This is a genomic window from Streptosporangium sp. NBC_01810 (genome assembly GCF_035917355.1).
GTDB lineage: Bacteria > Actinomycetota > Actinomycetes > Streptosporangiales > Streptosporangiaceae > Streptosporangium.
This window is the reverse complement of record NZ_CP109070.1, coordinates 1-15,874: the sequence shown is the minus strand read 5'-3', so window position 1 is coordinate 15,874 and position 15,874 is coordinate 1. Positions and strand designations below refer to the sequence as shown.

The following is a 15,874-nucleotide window of genomic DNA, read 5'->3' as shown; positions in this document are numbered from 1 at the left end:
GGCCCGGTAGTCGCGGCCCTTCTCGGGGGCGCACCGGGCCGGACAAGGCGGAGAAACTGAGAAAGCGCGAGTACGACGAGGACGACGTCAGGGTCAGGCCGGGGAAGGGGTCCCGGCCCAGGACCCGGATCCGTCCTGCCCATGAGGACGCGATCCCGGCGTTCGTGGTCGCCGTCGACCGCGGGCGCTACACGTGCCTGGTCGAGTCGGCGGGCGAGCGGGGGCGCCGCCGCAAGAAGGACCAGGCTGCGGGCGCCTCGATGAGCGGCCGGGTCGTGGTCGCGATGAAGGCCCGCGAGCTGGGCCGCAAGGGAATCGTGGTCGGCGACCGGGTGGCCCTGGTGGGCGACGTCTCCGGCATGGCCGACACGCTGGCTCGCGTCGTGCGGGTGGAGCCCCGCGTCTCCATGCTCCGCCGCTCCGCGGACGACACCGACAACACAGACGGCATCGAGCGGCCCGTGGTCGCCAACGCCGACCAACTCGTCATCGTGACGGCCCTGGCCGATCCGCCGCCCCGGCCCCGCATGATCGATCGGATGCTGGTGGCGGCCTTCGACGCCGATATCGAGCCGCTGCTCTGCCTCACCAAGTCAGACCTCGCCTCGCCCGACGAGCTGGTCTCGCTGTACGACCCCCTCGGCGTGCCGTACCTGGTGGTCTCCAAGGGCGGCGGCCTGGCAGAGGTGCGGGAGCGCCTCAGGGGCCGGATCAGCGTGCTCGTCGGCCATTCGGGGGTGGGTAAGTCCACCCTGGTCAACGCCCTGGTGCCGGATGCCAACCGGGCCGTCTCGCACGTGAACGCGGTGACCGGCCGGGGCCGTCACACCTCCACCTCCGCCGTCGCCATTGAACTGCCGGAGAGTGGCTGGATCATCGACACCCCCGGGGTCCGCAGCTTTGGTCTGGCCCATGTCTCGGTGGAAACGGTCCTGGCGGGCTTCCCCGACCTGGTCGAGGGCACCGTCCAGTGCCCGAAGGGCTGCAACCACCTCTCCGAGGAGTGCGCCCTGGATGCCTGGGTAGCCGCCGGCCACGCCGACCAGGCCCGCCTGACCTCCCTACGCCGCCTCCTCGCCAGCCGCGAAGGTGCCCCCGACGACGACTAGGCCCCCCAGAAGCGTCATGGAGGACGTGCCTAAGACGCCCCCCGAAGGACTACCCGTGAGGCCGCGCCGGGGACTGGACTGAGGAGAGGGAGGTTGCGAGGAACGAGCGGCCTCCCTCGACGAGGGAAGGAGCCGGATCCCAGCGGCCGAACCGCGACGCGCCGGCGTCGCCAACAACACACGCCGGCGTCGCCATCAACGCGCGCCGGCGTCGCCATTGATACGCAACGTCCAGGCGACGGTCATCTCGGATACGAGAGTGCCGTCCGCGGTCCTGATCTCGACGGTGATGTCGAACTCAGGACGTTCTCCCGCGTCCAGCTTGGCCACGACCTCCTCTCGGGACGCCTGGAGGCGGGCCTCCGCGACGACCTCGCCCCTCGCGAGCTTGACGTAGCGGATCGTCGCGTTCACCGCCAGCGGGGTCGCCCGCGACAACCGGTCACCGAAGGCCGCGAGCATGGCGGCCCCGGAGGCGGTCTCGGCGACGCTGAACAGGACGCCGGCGTGCGGGCCGCCCATGTGGTTGTGCAGTTCGGCCCGGTCCGCCAGGCGGGCGATGGCGAAACCCGGCTCCACCTTGTCGAAGGAGATGTCCAGCGTCCTGGCGAACGGCACGCTCTGCAGCATGAAATCGCCCACATCAAAGGTCATGCCAGAATGCTACTCACTGGTAACCACGGTGCCAACGGATGACCCGTGTTCCTCCATCGACCGATGGAACGCGACACGATTGTTCCCCTTGCCCCCTACTCTCCTCAATTCGGTCACCGACGCGATAACGTTGGCATCCGTGACGGGTTACAACGACGATCTTCGCCTCGCGCACGTCATGGCCGACACGGCCGACGATCTGACCATGCGTCGGTTCAAGGCTCTGGACCTGCGGGTGGAGAACAAGCCTGATCTCACGCCGGTGAGCGACGCCGACCAGGCGACCGAGCAGGCGATCCGCGCGACCCTCGGCCGGGCCCGGCCTCGCGACACCATCATCGGCGAGGAGTTCGGCAAGAGCGGCTACGGCGAGCGCTCGTGGATCATCGACCCGATCGACGGCACCAAGAACTACGTGCGCGGAGTGCCCGTCTGGGCCACGCTCATCGCCCTGGTGGACCAGGGCCGCGTCGTCGTGGGCCTGGTCTCGGCCCCCGCGCTCGGCCGCCGCTGGTGGGCCGCTCGTGACAGCGGCGCCTGGACCGGCAAGAGCCTCACCAAGGCCACGCGCTGCCAGGTCTCCTCCGTCGCCTACCTGGAGGACGCGTCGTTCTCCTACTCCAGCCTGGGCGGCTGGGAGGAGGCCGGGAAGCTCGACGCGTTCCTCGGCCTGAACCGTTCCGTCTGGCGCAGCCGTGCCTACGGTGACTTCTGGTCACACATGATGGTCGCCGAGGGCGCGGTCGACGTGTCGGCGGAGCCCGAACTCTCCCCCTGGGACATCGCGGCGCTGACCGTGATCATCGAGGAGGCCGGCGGCATCTGGACCGATCTGTCGGGCGTCCCCGACATCGACGGTGGCAGCCTGCTGTGCAGCAACGGCCCCCTGCACGCCAAGGTCCTCGAGCGCCTCGGCAGCGGACCGGTCACCCTCCCCGTGTAGTCCCCCTTCACGACCCCGCACGGCCGTCCGGCCTTCCACACACGTCCGTCGCCGTCACCAAGACACCTGGATACTCGCCGTACCCATGCGCCCGGCCCAAGGTCAGCCTGAGGTCAGCCCCGTGTGCTCGGCCCAAGGTCAGCTCCGCTCGCCTTCCGGAGGGATGTCGGGAAGGTGAACGGAGCGACACGCCCGCGAGGGCCTCGGCCGGAAGCGATGATGTGCTGACGCCTCCCTGCCTACCAGGTCACATTCCGGCTAAAACGCCCCAAAGGGCGGCCTATCGGCTGCGCGGGAGTGCAAGCCAAGACGAAACTCCCGGCAAAGCCCAGGTATTCACATCTGTGGGCTTACCTCTTCCGGTGCCGGTCACTGCTCGTTTCACTTCCGTTCACCTTGCCACAGTTTCATCGAAGACATCGAGAACGGATCTCACTACGGAGAAGGAACATAACCGTGACCAGTGGACAGCGCCGCCTCAGCGCGGTGGCGACGGCCGCGCTCGTCGTTTCGCTCGCGGCCGCATGCGGTGGCGACGCCAAGCCCAGCAGCGACGGCAGCACCTCGTCCGCCGCCCCCGCCACCGAGGCGGGCGCGGCTCTGAGCGGCGAGGTCAAGATCGACGGTTCCAGCACCGTGGCTCCCCTCACCCAGGCCGCCTCCGAGCTCTTCGGCGAGGAGCAGCCGCAGGTGAAGGTGCCGGTCGGCACCTCGGGCACCGGCGGCGGCTTTGAGAAGTTCTGCGCAGGCGAGACCGACATCTCGAACGCCTCCCGCGCGATCAAGGACGAGGAGAAGGCGGCCTGCGAGGCGAAGGGCATCACGTTCACCGAGCTCACAGTGGCGACCGACGCACTGACCGTCGTGGTTTCCAAGGAGAACGACTGGGTCACCTGCCTGACCACCGACCAGCTCAAGAAGATGTGGGAGCCGGCGGCCGAGGGCAAGGTCAAGACCTGGAAGGACGTCGACGCCAAGTTCCCGGCCGAGGAGCTCAAGCTCTACGGTCCCGGCACCGACTCCGGCACCTTCGACTACTTCACCGACGAGATCAACGGTGAGGAGGGTGCCAGCCGCAAGGACTACAGCCCGAGCGAGAACGACAACGACATCGTCACCGGTGTCTCGGGCGCCAAGGGTGGCCTGGGCTACTTCGGCTTCACCTACTTCGAGGAGAACGTCGACAAGCTGAAGGCCGTGGAGATCGACTCGGGCAGCGGCTGCGTGGCCCCGAGCGTCGAGGCGGCCCAGGGCGGCAAGTACACCCCGCTCGCCCGCCCGCTGTTCATCTACCCCTCCGCCGTCGCGGTGAAGCGGCCCGAGGTCGCGGCCTTCCTCGACTACTACGCGTCCAACATCAACGCGATCGCCAAGGACGCCAAGTTCATCCCGCTGAACGCCGAGCAGGAGGCCAAGCTCAAGGCTGACATCACGTCGCTGAAGAGCGCCGGCTGATGTCGGCACAGCATCGCGCGACCGTTCCAGGGGCCCAGGGGTCCCTGGCGCGGTCGCGCCCGCGTTACGGCGAGTTCGTGGTCAAGGCCGTTCTGCTGACCGCGGCGATGGTGTCGGTGGCGACCACGATCGGCATCGTCATCGCGCTCCTCGAACCGACCGTCGAGTTCTTCGCCTCGGTGAGCATCGGCGAGTTCTTCGGGTCCACCGACTGGGGACCGCTGTTCAACCCGCCCGCGTTCGGCGTCTGGCCGCTCATCGTCGCGACCGTGGAGATCACCTTCATCGCCATCGTGGTCGCCGTGCCGCTCGGCCTGGCCGCGGCGATCTACCTGTCGGAGTACGCCTCCCGCAGGACCCGCAAGATCTTCAAGCCGGTGCTGGAGGTCCTCGCGGGCGTTCCGACGGTGGTCTTCGGATTCTTCGCCCTCACCTTCGTCACACCGCTGCTCAAGGACCTCTTCCCCTTCCTTGACCTGGAGGCCAAGAACGCGCTCGCCGCCGGTCTCCTGGTCGGCGTGATGATCATCCCGATCGTCGCGTCGCTGTCGGAGGACTCGATGGCCGCGGTGCCGAACGGCCTGCGCGAGGGCTCGTACGCCCTCGGTGCCTCCAAGATGCTCACCTCGGTGCGCGTCGTCGTCCCCGCCGCGTTCTCCGGCATCGTCGCCGCCGTCATCCTGGCGATCTCCCGGGCCGCGGGCGAGACGATGATCGTTGCGATCGCGGGCGGGTTCAAGTCCGTCTTCACGCTCTACCCGGGCAACGAGATGTCCACGATGGCGGCCTTCATCGCCCAGGCTGGCTCCGGCGACGCCTCGGTCGGCTCGATCGCCTACAAGACCATCTTCGCGGTGGGTTCCCTGCTCTTCGTGATCACCTTCGCGATGAACTACCTCAGCGCCCGCATGGTCCAGAAGTATCGCGAGGTCTACGACTGATGGCCATCCTCTCCACCCCGCGCTCGGCCGTGCAACTGGCGAGCAAGGGACGCCCGCTCAAGGAGCACCTCTTCCGTATAGCGCTGCTGGCCAGTCTCGCGATCGCTCTCGCGTTCCTGGCCATGCTGCTGTTCTACGTCGTCGAGAAGGGCTGGCCTCGGCTCAACTCGATGCTCTGGGAGAACCAGCCCTCGATCCGCCGCCCGGAGACCTCCGGCATCCAGTCGGGCATTCTCGGCACCCTGTGGATCATCGCGCTGACCGCGGTCATGGCCCTGCCCACCGGGATCCTCGCGGCGATCTATCTTGAGGAGTACGCCGACAGGACCAAGTGGTACAACAAGCTGATCGAGCTGAACATCTCCAACCTGGCGGCCGTTCCCTCGATCGTCTACGGCATCCTCGGCCTGGGCATCATCGCCCGCTGGCTGCAGTTCGGCTTCACGGTCATGACCGGCGCGGTCACCATCTCGCTGCTCGTACTGCCCATCGTCATCATCTCCGCCCGTGAGGCCATCCGTGCGGTGCCCCCGTCGATCCGCGAGGGCTCGCTGGCGCTGGGCGCGACCCAGTGGCAGACCATCTACCGCCAGGTGCTCCCGGCGTCGATCCCGGGCATCGCGACGGGCTCGATCCTGGCCCTCTCCCGTGCGATCGGCGAGGCCGCCCCGTTCCTGATGCTCGGCGCCGCGACGCTGGTCCGGTTCAACCCCGAGGGCATCTGGAGTAGTTTCACCGTCCTGCCGCTACAGATCTACAGCTTCATCAGCCGCCCCCAGGAGGAATTCAGTATCCTCGCCTCCGCGGCGATCGTGATCCTGCTGGCGATCCTGCTCCTGATGAACTCCGTCGCCATCTGGCTCCGTAACCGCTACCAGAAGCGCTGGTGAGGTAAGAATGTCTGAGATTGGAATTTCCGTGCCGAACGTGAACGTGCGCGGCCCCGAAGTCCCCCGCACCATCGAGGCCCTCGACCCGGTCTTCACCGTCTCCAACCTCAGCGTTTTCTACGGTGACTACGAGGCGGTACGAGGGGTCGACCTGACCATCGGCAACCGTGAGATCACGGCCATGATCGGCCCGTCCGGCTGCGGCAAGAGCACGGTGCTCCGCTGCTTCAACCGGATGAACGACCTGATCCCCGGCGCCCGCGCGGTCGGCGAGATCCTCTACCACGACGAGAACCTGTACGGCGACCACGTGGACCCGATCGAGGTCCGCCGCCGGATCGGCATGGTCTTCCAGAAGCCGAACCCCTTCCCCAAGTCGATCTACGACAACATCGCCTACGGTCCCCGGGTCAACGGGATCAAGGGCAACATGGACGAGATCGTCGAGGAGGCGCTGACCAAGGCGGCACTCTGGGACGAGGTCAAGGACAAGATCAAGCAGAACGCGCTCTCCCTGTCCGGCGGACAGCAGCAGCGTCTGTGCATCGCCAGGGCGATCGCGGTGAAGCCCGACGTCATCCTGATGGACGAGCCCTGCTCGGCCCTGGACCCGATCGCGACCACCAAGATCGAAGACCTGATGCAGGAGCTGACGCGCGACTACACGATCGTCATCGTCACCCACAACATGCAGCAGGCCGCCCGCGTCTCCGACCGTACTGCCTTCTTCACCGCCGAGGTGGACGAAGCCGGCGTGCGGCACGGCCGCCTGGTGGAGTTCGACGAGACCAGCCGCATTTTCACCAACCCCAGTGACAAGCGGACCGAGGACTACATCACAGGTCGCTTCGGCTGACCCACATTGGAGGATCCGGGTGCTCCAGCCGCAGACGGCACCAGAGGTGGAAGGGGACAGACGGACGGCGCCCATCCTGTTGGTGGCCGATCCGGAGGCGGCCATGGTCCATGACCTGTCCGCGGCCCTGGAACGCGAAGGGGTGCGGGTCACGGGCGTCACCGACGGCGCCCAGGCCCTCCTGCAGGCCGGGGCGCTACGGCCCGACGTCGTTCTCGTCAGCGCCTCACTACCGGTCCTGGGGGCTGTGGAGTTCGTCCGCGCGGTACGGCTGACGCGGGCGATACCCGTCCTGCTGGGCGTGGGCGAGGGACACGCCCAGCAGGCCGTTCAGGCGCTGGCGGCCGGGGCCACCGCGTGCGTGGCCCGGCCCTACCGGGTGCCCGAGCTACTGCCCCTGGTTCACGCCGCGTTCACCGGCGAGCCCGGGGCCCGCAGGGTACTCGTGGTCGGCAAGGTGGAGCTCGACATCAACGCCTACCAGGTCACGGTCGGCGGCCGGATCATCCACCTGCCGCTGCGCGAGTTCGAGCTGCTGCACTATCTGATGCGTAACGCACACCGCACCGTGACGCGGGAACAGATCATGCGGCATGTCTGGAACTCCACGGACACCGCCTCGACCAACACCATCGCGGTGCACGTCAAGCGCCTCCGCGCGCGTCTGGGCGACACCGACGACCAACTGATCCAGACCGTGCGAGGGGTGGGCTACCGGCTGGTCGACAGGACCCCGTAACGCGTACCCACCGCGAAACGCGCGCCCGCCACTCAGCTCGCGCCCGTCTCGCAGCCGTGTTCGCCCCTGAAGGCGTCCATGACTCGCGCGGCCACGCCCTCGACCTTGGTGATGCCCGCACTCATGCTCGGGCTGTCCTCGGTGAGGACCGCCACCGCGTAGTCATGCCCGTGCCCGCGGATCAGTCCTGCGCTGACGACCGCCCAGTGCCCGTTCGACGCGTGCCGCAGCCAGCCGTTCTTCAGCGCCACCTGGTCGCTCTCGCACGCCCCCGCGCTGATCCCCCACTTCTGGTCGGGAGTCACCCTCTCCATCAGCCCGAGCACCCGCCGGCGTTCCGCGGGGGCCAGCGGGCTCTTGCCCGTGGCCAACGCCTTGACCAACCGGACCTGGTCCTCGGCTGTGCTCTGCGTGGCGCCCCAGCAGCTCGGGTCCGCGCACCGCCCGCCGGGGGTGTGGGTACGCCTGAGGCCGAGCTTGCGGTTCGCACTGGTCATGCCCGGCTCCAGACCGATCCGCTCATACAGCCGGTCGGCGGCTCCGTCGTCGCCGAAGCGGATCATATGCCTCGCGTCGGACCTGGCCCGATCACCGAGCTCACGCCACCTCGTCTCGAGCAGCAGCGCCGTCAGGATGCTCACCTTGGAGGCGCTGGCCGTCGGTAGTCGCAGGGCGCGGTGGTAGTGGTAGTTCCTGCCCGTGGTCAGATCGCGCACCGAGGCGGTGGTCCGGCCGCCGCCGTACCTGCCGAGAAACCCGTCGAGGGTGTGCGTGAGCTTCCCGGAGACGATCCTCGGCGAGCCGGTGGACCCCGTCCGCCCCGGAGCCCTGAGCGCCGTGGTGCCGGGGAAGGTGGGCGCAGGAGCCGCTGCCAGGAACGGCCCCACAGGAGGGGGCACCGACGCCGGTGCCGCCTGCCGCCAGGGGGACGGTGTCGGGGAGGAGATGCTCACCGGCGTCAGGCCCTGGCACGTGCTGCAGGCGGTGGCCTGCGCGGTGACCAGCAGGACGGCGGCCGCGACCACCCGATGCCTGGCTCTCATCATCCACCCCAACCGTCTCCCCCATTACGTGACGATCGGGATATATCCCACAACAGGTACTAAGAAGACGATGAAGCCGAATCTAGCCAGAAACAGGACGTGCGCCTTGAAATGTCGCGCTGAACCCGCACCTACCCTTGGGAAACCTTGGTGATTAGCCGGGCGATGCTCTCGTCGTCGCAGGTCGCCCAGAACTCGCCGACGACGTCTTCGAGGTGCTTCAGCGACTCCGCTCGGAAGAGAACATCCTGATATTTCGTGATGTCGTAGTGCGTGGTGCCCATAGCGGCGACGTCCAGCGGCCGGATGTCCATGCCCCGGAACTCCTCGATCTCCCCGTAGGAGGACAGGATGCCCGCACCGTACGCCCGCAGCTCACCCTGGTCCGTCATGACGCCGAACTCCATCGTGAACCAGAAGACCTTTGAGATGAACTCCAGCGCCTCGGAGCCCTCGACCCTCCGCGCCGCCTGCCCGGCCAGCCGGTAGAGCCGCGAGTAGCGGTCGGAGGCCAGCGCGTTGGCGTGCCCGATCACCTCGTGGATCACGTCGGGCTCCGGCGTGTACAGCGGCGTGGAGTGGTGCCGGATGTACTGCGTGGAGTGGAATAGCCCATCCGCCAGAACACCGTAGAAATCTCTGAGCGGCACCAGCCCGGCGGCCGGCACATAGCGGAATCCGGTCAGTGGCTCCAGCAGATCGCTGACCTCCTGGAGCTGCGGGATGCGCTCGGCGGGCAGTCCAAGCCGCTCGGTCGCGGCCAGATACTCGACGGTGGCGTATTTGTGGTGCTTCAGGCTGAGTTCCCGGCTGACCAGCGCCCACACCTCGTGCTCCTGTGCGGTGTACTCGGCCGTCGGGATCGGCGTACCAGGCACGTACCCCACGGCGAGTGCCGCGATCGCGTTGCGGCGCGCACGGTAGACCGGATCGGCGAAACCCGGATGACCGGCACCGAGTTGGACCTCGATCGTGCCGTCGTCACGTGTCGCCACCGGTGCGAAGTACTGCGCTTCCTCGAACATATATGAAATGACAGCAATTTCTGGAAACATTGACAAGAGCGGCCAGCATTGCTGGGCGATCCGCACAGAAATGTATGGTCATACCTCGCTTACGCTGGTCGAACCGCCCAGTCTGCTGACATCCTGATGAGATGTCTATCGACGAGTTGGACTGCCGCCTCCTGGTCACCATGCGCGCCCACCCGCGCATCGGCCTGACCGAGTTGGCCCGCCTGCTCGGCGTGGCCCGGGGCACCGTTCAGGCCCGCGTCGAGAAGCTGACCGCCCGCGGCGTCATCTCCGATTTCGGCCCCACCGTCGCCCCCGAGGGCGCCGGGTACCCGATCTTGGCATTCGTCTCGCTACAGATCGCCCAGGGCCGGCTGGAAGAGGCCGTACGGGCACTGGAGCCTCTTCCCGAGATCCTGGAGGTCTACGGCACCAGCGGTCAGGCCGACCTGCTCTGTCGCGTGGTCGCGCGCAGCACCCCCGACCTCCAGGAGATCATCGCTCGCATCCTGGCCTCCCCCGCGGTACAGCGGACCGACACCACGATCGCCCTCTCCATCCAGGTCCCCTACCGGATCGAGCCCCTGCTCCACGCCGCAGCCGACACCTGACCCATCGCCGGGCGACGGCACATCATCGACGGGCCCGCAGGCCCCCTGAGGCCGTCGAAGACGATGGCGAGCGTGCGACGCCGGAGGTCACACGATCCCAGCCCGCGTGGAGCGCCCCCGGCAGACACCGGTGAGCAGCGCCTCGGAGGAAAACCTCCCGGAAAACACGAAGGCCCCCACCACGAATGGTGAGGGCCCTCACATGAAAAATTGTCCGGCGGCGACCTACTCTCCCACACCGTCCCCGGTGCAGTACCATCGGCGCTGAAGAGCTTAACTTCCGGGTTCGGAATGTAACCGGGTGTTTCCCCTTCGCCATAACCGCCGTAACACTATGAAACACACAAACCACTGTTTGCTGTCTCAGAATTGCCTAGTGGACGCGAGCAAAAAATGCTTTGAGGTCAAGTCCTCGGCCTATTAGTACTGGTCAGCTCCACACATTACTGCGCTTCCACTTCCAGCCTATCAACCCGGTCGTCTACCGGGAGCCTTACCCCCTCACAGGGTGGGAGACCTCATCTCAAGGCGAGCTTCCCGCTTAGATGCTTTCAGCGGTTATCCCTTCCGAACGTAGCCAACCAGCCGTGCTCCTGGCGGAACAACTGGCACACCAGAGGTTCGTCCGTCCCGGTCCTCTCGTACTAGGGACAGCTCCTTTCAAGTCTCCTGCGCGCGCAGCGGATAGGGACCGAACTGTCTCGCGACGTTCTAAACCCAGCTCGCGTGCCGCTTTAATGGGCGAACAGCCCAACCCTTGGGACCTACTCCAGCCCCAGGATGCGACGAGCCGACATCGAGGTGCCAAACCATCCCGTCGATATGGACTCTTGGGGAAGATCAGCCTGTTATCCCCGGGGTACCTTTTAGCCGTTGAGCGACGGCGCTTCCACATGCCACCGCCGGATCACTAGTCCCAGCTTTCGCTCCTGCTCGACCCGTCGGTCTCACAGTCAAGCTCCCTTGTGCACTTACACTCGACACCTGATTGCCAACCAGGCTGAGGGAACCTTTGGGCGCCTCCGTTACTCTTTAGGAGGCAACCGCCCCAGTTAAACTACCCACCAGACACTGTCCCTGATCCGGATCACGGACCGAAGTTAGACGTTCAAAACGACCAGAGTGGTATTTCACCAATGACTCCACCACCACTAGCGTGATAGCTTCACCGTCTCCCACCTATCCTACACAAGACGTTCCAAACGCCAATGTCAAGCTATAGTGAAGGTCCCGGGGTCTTTCCGTCCTGCTGCGCGTAACGAGCATCTTTACTCGTAGTGCAATTTCGCCGGGTCTGCGGTTGAGACAGCGGGGAAGTCGTTACGCCATTCGTGCAGGTCGGAACTTACCCGACAAGGAATTTCGCTACCTTAGGATGGTTATAGTTACCACCGCCGTTTACTGGCGCTTAAGTTCTCAGCTTCGCCACACACGTGCGACTAACCGGTCCCCTTAACGTTCCAGCACCGGGCAGGCGTCAGTCCGTATACATCGTCTTACGACTTCGCACGGACCTGTGTTTTTAGTAAACAGTCGCTTCCCCCTGGCCTCTGCGACCCCCACCAGCTCAGAGTGCAAGACTCATCACCAGCGAAGGCCCCCCTTCTCCCGAAGTTACGGGGGCAATTTGCCGAGTTCCTTAACCACAGTTCACCCGATCGCCTTAGTATTCTCTACCTGACCACCTGAGTCGGTTTAGGGTACGGGCCGCCACGACACTCACTAGAGGCTTTTCTCGGCAGCATAGGATCACCCACTTCGCCACAATCGGCTCGGCATCACATCTCAGGATACATGGACCGCGGATTTACCTACGATCCTCCCTACATGCTTACCCCAGGACTACCATCGCCTGGGCTGGGCTACCTTCCTGCGTCACCCCATCGCTTACCTACTACCAATTCAGGCCAGGCGTTCACCCTCACCCCAAACCCGAAGGCTCGGAGGGGTTAAGGACCCTTAGTATCACTGGATTCAGTATTGGCGCATCGTAGCGGGTACGGGAATATCAACCCGTTGTCCATCGACTACGCCTGTCGGCCTCGCCTTAGGTCCCGACTTACCCTGGGCGGATTAGCCTGCCCCAGGAACCCTTGGTCATCCGGCGCAGAAGTTTCTCACTTCTGATTCGCTACTCATGCCTGCATTCTCACTCGCACAGCCTCCACAGCTGGATCACTCCGCTGCTTCACCGGCCGCACGACGCTCCCCTACCCATCCACACACCTAAACCACAAAGGCTCGGATACATGTGTGAATGCCACGACTTCGGCGGTGTACTTGAGCCCCGCTACATTGTCGGCGCAGAATCACTTGACCAGTGAGCTATTACGCACTCTTTCAAGGATGGCTGCTTCTAAGCCAACCTCCTGGTTGTCACTGCGACTCCACATCCTTTCCCACTTAGCACACGCTTAGGGGCCTTAGTCGGTGGTCTGGGCTGTTTCCCTCTCGACTACGGAGCTTATCCCCCGCAGTCTCACTGCTGCGCTCTCACTTACCGGCATTCGGAGTTTGGCTGACGTCAGTAACCTTGTCGGGCCCATTAGCCATCCAGTGCTCTACCTCCGGCAAGAAACACGCAACGCTGCACCTAAATGCATTTCGGGGAGAACCAGCTATCACGGAGTTTGATTGGCCTTTCACCCCTAAACACAGGTCATCCCCCAGGTTTTCAACCCTGGTGGGTTCGGTCCTCCACGCGGTCTTACCCGCGCTTCAACCTGCCCATGCCTAGATCACTCCGCTTCGGGTCTACAGCATGCGACTCAAACGCCCTATTCAGACTCGCTTTCGCTACGGCTCCCCCACACGGGTTAACCTCGCCACACACCATAACTCGCAGGCTCATTCTTCAAAAGGCACGCAGTCACATCACAAACACTCCGAAGAATGTTTACGCTCCTACGGCTTGTAGGCACACGGTTTCAGGTACTATTTCACGACCCCTCACCGGGGCGCTTTTCACCTTTCCCTCACGGTACTTGTTCACTATCGGTCATCAGGGAGTATTTAGGCTTACCAGGTGGTCCTGGCAGATTCACACAGGATTTCTCGGGCCCCGTGCTACTTGGGATCCCCTCCAACAGTCCAACCGATTTCGCCTACCCGACTCTCACGGTCTACGGCGCCACTTCCCAGAAGCTTCGGCTATCGAAAGGATTTCTTACTGTCCGGAGGAACGGCAGCCCCTCCCAGAGGGTCCCACAACCCCGTAAACGCAACGCCTGCCGGCTATCACACGCCTACGGTTTAGCCTGATCCGCTTTCGCTCACCACTACTCACGGAATCACTATTTGTTTTCTCTTCCTACGGGTACTGAGATGTTTCACTTCCCCGCGTTACCACCAACCGCCCTATACATTCAGGCGGAGGCAACACCACATGACTGGTGCTAGGTTTCCCCATTCGGACATCCCCGGATCAAAGTCTGGTTGGCGACTCCCCGGGGCTTAACGCAGCCTCCCACGTCCTTCATCGGCTCCTGATGCCAAGGCATCCACCGTGTGCCCTAAAAAACTTGGCCACAAAGATGCTCGCGTCCACTATGCAAATCTCAAACAACAAACAGCGACCAGACCAGACCCGCCACCAACACCCACCCGGGTCGCACCCACGGTGCGCCACGAACGAGCCGGTATGACAGATGATCGGTCCCGCATGAGGCCCAAACAGACAGCAAGCCCGCCGCAAGCGGGCCCACCTCAAAGTCCGTTTCCTCAGGACCCAACAGTGTGTTCACCCCAGCGAAACCCCGCAACCGCCGTTCCCACTCCCCGGCTCCGAAGAACCAAGGCGGTACTAACCGATCAGCGATCCCGCCGAACCGAATAGCCAGCGCTCCACTAATGAGCGCGCCGTGTGCAGAACATACGCCTGCAGACACGACCTGAACCACGACCACCCGAAGACGACCGCAGCCGATGCTCCTTAGAAAGGAGGTGATCCAGCCGCACCTTCCGGTACGGCTACCTTGTTACGACTTCGTCCCAATCGCCAGCCCCACCTTCGACCGCTCCCCCCAGACAAGCTGGTTGGGCCACGGGCTTCGGGTGTTGCCGACTTTCGTGACGTGACGGGCGGTGTGTACAAGGCCCGGGAACGTATTCACCGCAGCGTTGCTGATCTGCGATTACTAGCGACTCCGACTTCATGGGGTCGAGTTGCAGACCCCAATCCGAACTGAGACCGGCTTTTAGGGATTCGCTCCACCTCACGGTATCGCAACCCTCTGTACCGGCCATTGTAGCATGTTTGCAGCCCAAGACATAAGGGGCATGATGACTTGACGTCATCCCCACCTTCCTCCGAGTTGACCCCGGCAGTCTCCAATGAGTCCCCACCACCCCCGAAGGAGCGTGCTGGCAACATTGAACAAGGGTTGCGCTCGTTGCGGGACTTAACCCAACATCTCACGACACGAGCTGACGACAGCCATGCACCACCTGTCACCCAGTCCGAAGAGGCACCCATCTCTGAGTGTTTCCGGGCGATGTCAAGCCTTGGTAAGGTTCTTCGCGTTGCGTCGAATTAAGCAACATGCTCCGCCGCTTGTGCGGGCCCCCGTCAATTCCTTTGAGTTTTAGCCTTGCGGCCGTACTCCCCAGGCGGGGCGCTTAATGCGTTAGCTACGGCGCGGAAACCGTGGAAGGTCCCCACACCTAGCGCCCAACGTTTACAGCGTGGACTACCAGGGTATCTAATCCTGTTCGCTCCCCACGCTTTCGCTCCTCAGCGTCAGGTAAGGCCCAGAGAACCGCCTTCGCCACCGGTGTTCCTCCTGATATCTGCGCATTTCACCGCTACACCAGGAATTCCGTTCTCCCCTACCTACCTCTAGCCAGCCCGTATCGAATGCAGACCTGGAGTTAAGCCCCAAGCTTTCACACCCGACGTGACAAGCCACCTACGAGCTCTTTACGCCCAATAATTCCGGACAACGCTTGCGCCCTACGTATTACCGCGGCTGCTGGCACGTAGTTAGCCGGCGCTTCTTCTGCAGGTACACGTCAACTTCGTCCCTGCTGAAAGAGGTTTACAACCCGAAGGCCGTCATCCCCCACGCGGCGTCGCTGCGTCAGGCTTTCGCCCATTGCGCAATATTCCCCACTGCTGCCTCCCGTAGGAGTCTGGGCCGTGTCTCAGTCCCAGTGTGGCCGGTCGCCCTCTCAGGCCGGCTACCCGTCGTCGCCTTGGTAGGCCGTTACCCCACCAACAAGCTGATAGGCCGCGAGTCCATCCCCAACCGAAAAACTTTCCACACCCACCCGATGCCGGGAGGTGTCGTATCCGGTATTAGACCCAGTTTCCCGGGCTTATCCCAGAGTCAGGGGCAGGTTACTCACGTGTTACTCACCCGTTCGCCGCTCGAGTACCCCGAAGGGCCTTTCCGCTCGACTTGCATGTGTTAAGCACGCCGCCAGCGTTCGTCCTGAGCCAGGATCAAACTCTCCAAACAATGTCTGAACAGTTGCTCCCGGCTGAAAGCACCCATCTCACATGATGGATGTTCAACCAAAGGAATCCGTCCTCCCACCCCAAAGGGCAGGTCGGACAGGGTTGTGCTTCATGCACTGGCTTTTAACACACTGTTGAGTTCTCAAGAAACGGACGCGTACA

The 15,874-nt window shown here is 64.2% G+C and carries 11 protein-coding genes and 3 rRNA genes; 8 read left to right on the top strand and 6 right to left on the bottom strand.

The genetic code is table 11. The features are described from left to right. Nucleotides 1-56 precede the first annotated feature (56 nt). Nucleotides 57-1,109: a ribosome small subunit-dependent GTPase A gene (gene rsgA, locus OIE13_RS00070; protein ID WP_326646889.1), complete on the top strand. Its 1,053-nt coding sequence runs from the start codon at nt 57-59 to the stop codon at nt 1,107-1,109. A gap of 195 nt (nt 1,110-1,304) precedes the next feature. On the opposite strand, the gene OIE13_RS00065 is transcribed toward rsgA, so the two are convergent. Continuing rightward, nucleotides 1,305-1,763: a DUF4442 domain-containing protein gene (locus OIE13_RS00065; protein WP_326644379.1), complete on the bottom strand. Its 459-nt coding sequence runs from the start codon at nt 1,761-1,763 to the stop codon at nt 1,305-1,307. A 139-nt stretch (nt 1,764-1,902) separates the two neighbouring features. Between OIE13_RS00065 and hisN the strand changes: the two genes are divergently transcribed. From hisN to OIE13_RS00035, 6 genes are all read left to right on the top strand, one after another. After that, nucleotides 1,903-2,706: a histidinol-phosphatase gene (gene hisN / locus OIE13_RS00060; protein ID WP_326644382.1), complete on the top strand. Its 804-nt coding sequence runs from the start codon at nt 1,903-1,905 to the stop codon at nt 2,704-2,706. Between the two features lie 456 nt (nt 2,707-3,162). Continuing rightward, nucleotides 3,163-4,161, top strand: a complete 999-nt coding sequence (locus OIE13_RS00055; RefSeq protein WP_326829365.1) for a PstS family phosphate ABC transporter substrate-binding protein — start codon at nt 3,163-3,165, stop codon at nt 4,159-4,161. Next, nucleotides 4,161-5,102: a phosphate ABC transporter permease subunit PstC gene (pstC, locus tag OIE13_RS00050; protein ID WP_326644384.1), complete on the top strand. Its 942-nt coding sequence runs from the start codon at nt 4,161-4,163 to the stop codon at nt 5,100-5,102. Before OIE13_RS00055 ends, pstC begins: the two co-directional genes overlap by 1 nt. Beyond that, nucleotides 5,102-5,992 (top strand): phosphate ABC transporter permease PstA, encoded by an 891-nt coding sequence (pstA, locus tag OIE13_RS00045; RefSeq protein ID WP_326644385.1) that lies wholly within the window; start codon nt 5,102-5,104, stop codon nt 5,990-5,992. Before pstC ends, pstA begins: the two co-directional genes overlap by 1 nt. A 37-nt stretch (nt 5,993-6,029) precedes the next feature. Next, nucleotides 6,030-6,848, top strand: coding sequence for a phosphate ABC transporter ATP-binding protein PstB (pstB, locus tag OIE13_RS00040; RefSeq protein ID WP_326646890.1), 819 nt, complete (start codon nt 6,030-6,032; stop codon nt 6,846-6,848). Between the two features lie 19 nt (nt 6,849-6,867). Next, nucleotides 6,868-7,587, top strand: coding sequence for a response regulator transcription factor (locus OIE13_RS00035; RefSeq protein ID WP_326644387.1), 720 nt, complete (start codon nt 6,868-6,870; stop codon nt 7,585-7,587). Nucleotides 7,588-7,619: 32 nt separating this feature from the next. Here the strand turns inward: OIE13_RS00035 and OIE13_RS00030 are convergent, their stop codons facing one another. Continuing rightward, a complete protein-coding gene (locus OIE13_RS00030; RefSeq protein WP_326644389.1) occupies nt 7,620-8,633 on the bottom strand; it encodes a serine hydrolase in 1,014 nt (337 codons plus the stop codon). A 128-nt stretch (nt 8,634-8,761) separates the two neighbouring features. After that, nucleotides 8,762-9,655 carry a phenylalanine 4-monooxygenase gene (locus OIE13_RS00025; protein WP_326644391.1) on the bottom strand — a complete coding sequence of 298 codons (894 nt, stop codon included), beginning with the start codon at nt 9,653-9,655 and terminating at the stop codon, nt 8,762-8,764. Between the two features lie 131 nt (nt 9,656-9,786). On the opposite strand from OIE13_RS00025, the gene OIE13_RS00020 reads away from it, so the two are divergent. Next, nucleotides 9,787-10,254: an Lrp/AsnC family transcriptional regulator gene (locus OIE13_RS00020; protein ID WP_326644393.1), complete on the top strand. Its 468-nt coding sequence runs from the start codon at nt 9,787-9,789 to the stop codon at nt 10,252-10,254. A gap of 212 nt (nt 10,255-10,466) precedes the next feature. Here the strand turns inward: OIE13_RS00020 and rrf are convergent. The 3 genes from rrf to OIE13_RS00005 form a co-directional block, all read right to left on the bottom strand. Continuing rightward, nucleotides 10,467-10,583: ribosomal RNA gene (rrf, locus tag OIE13_RS00015) — 5S ribosomal RNA — on the bottom strand. A 71-nt stretch (nt 10,584-10,654) separates the two neighbouring features. Further along, a 23S ribosomal RNA gene (locus OIE13_RS00010) occupies nt 10,655-13,781 on the bottom strand. A 408-nt stretch (nt 13,782-14,189) separates the two neighbouring features. Continuing rightward, nucleotides 14,190-15,713: ribosomal RNA gene (locus OIE13_RS00005) — 16S ribosomal RNA — on the bottom strand. Together the 16S, 23S and 5S rRNA genes form the textbook arrangement of a ribosomal RNA operon. Between the last annotated feature and the right edge of the window lie 161 nt (nt 15,714-15,874).

Coding starts and splice junctions, on each gene's coding strand:
- pstC (WP_326644384.1), top strand. CDS start 4,161: ATGTCGGCACAGCATCGCGCGACCGTTCCAGGGGCCCAGGGGTCCCTG.
- pstA (WP_326644385.1), top strand. CDS start 5,102: ATGGCCATCCTCTCCACCCCGCGCTCGGCCGTGCAACTGGCGAGCAAG.
- OIE13_RS00065 (WP_326644379.1), bottom strand. CDS start 1,763: ATGACCTTTGATGTGGGCGATTTCATGCTGCAGAGCGTGCCGTTCGCC.
- OIE13_RS00030 (WP_326644389.1), bottom strand. CDS start 8,633: ATGATGAGAGCCAGGCATCGGGTGGTCGCGGCCGCCGTCCTGCTGGTC.
- OIE13_RS00025 (WP_326644391.1), bottom strand. CDS start 9,655: ATGTTCGAGGAAGCGCAGTACTTCGCACCGGTGGCGACACGTGACGAC.
- OIE13_RS00020 (WP_326644393.1), top strand. CDS start 9,787: ATGTCTATCGACGAGTTGGACTGCCGCCTCCTGGTCACCATGCGCGCC.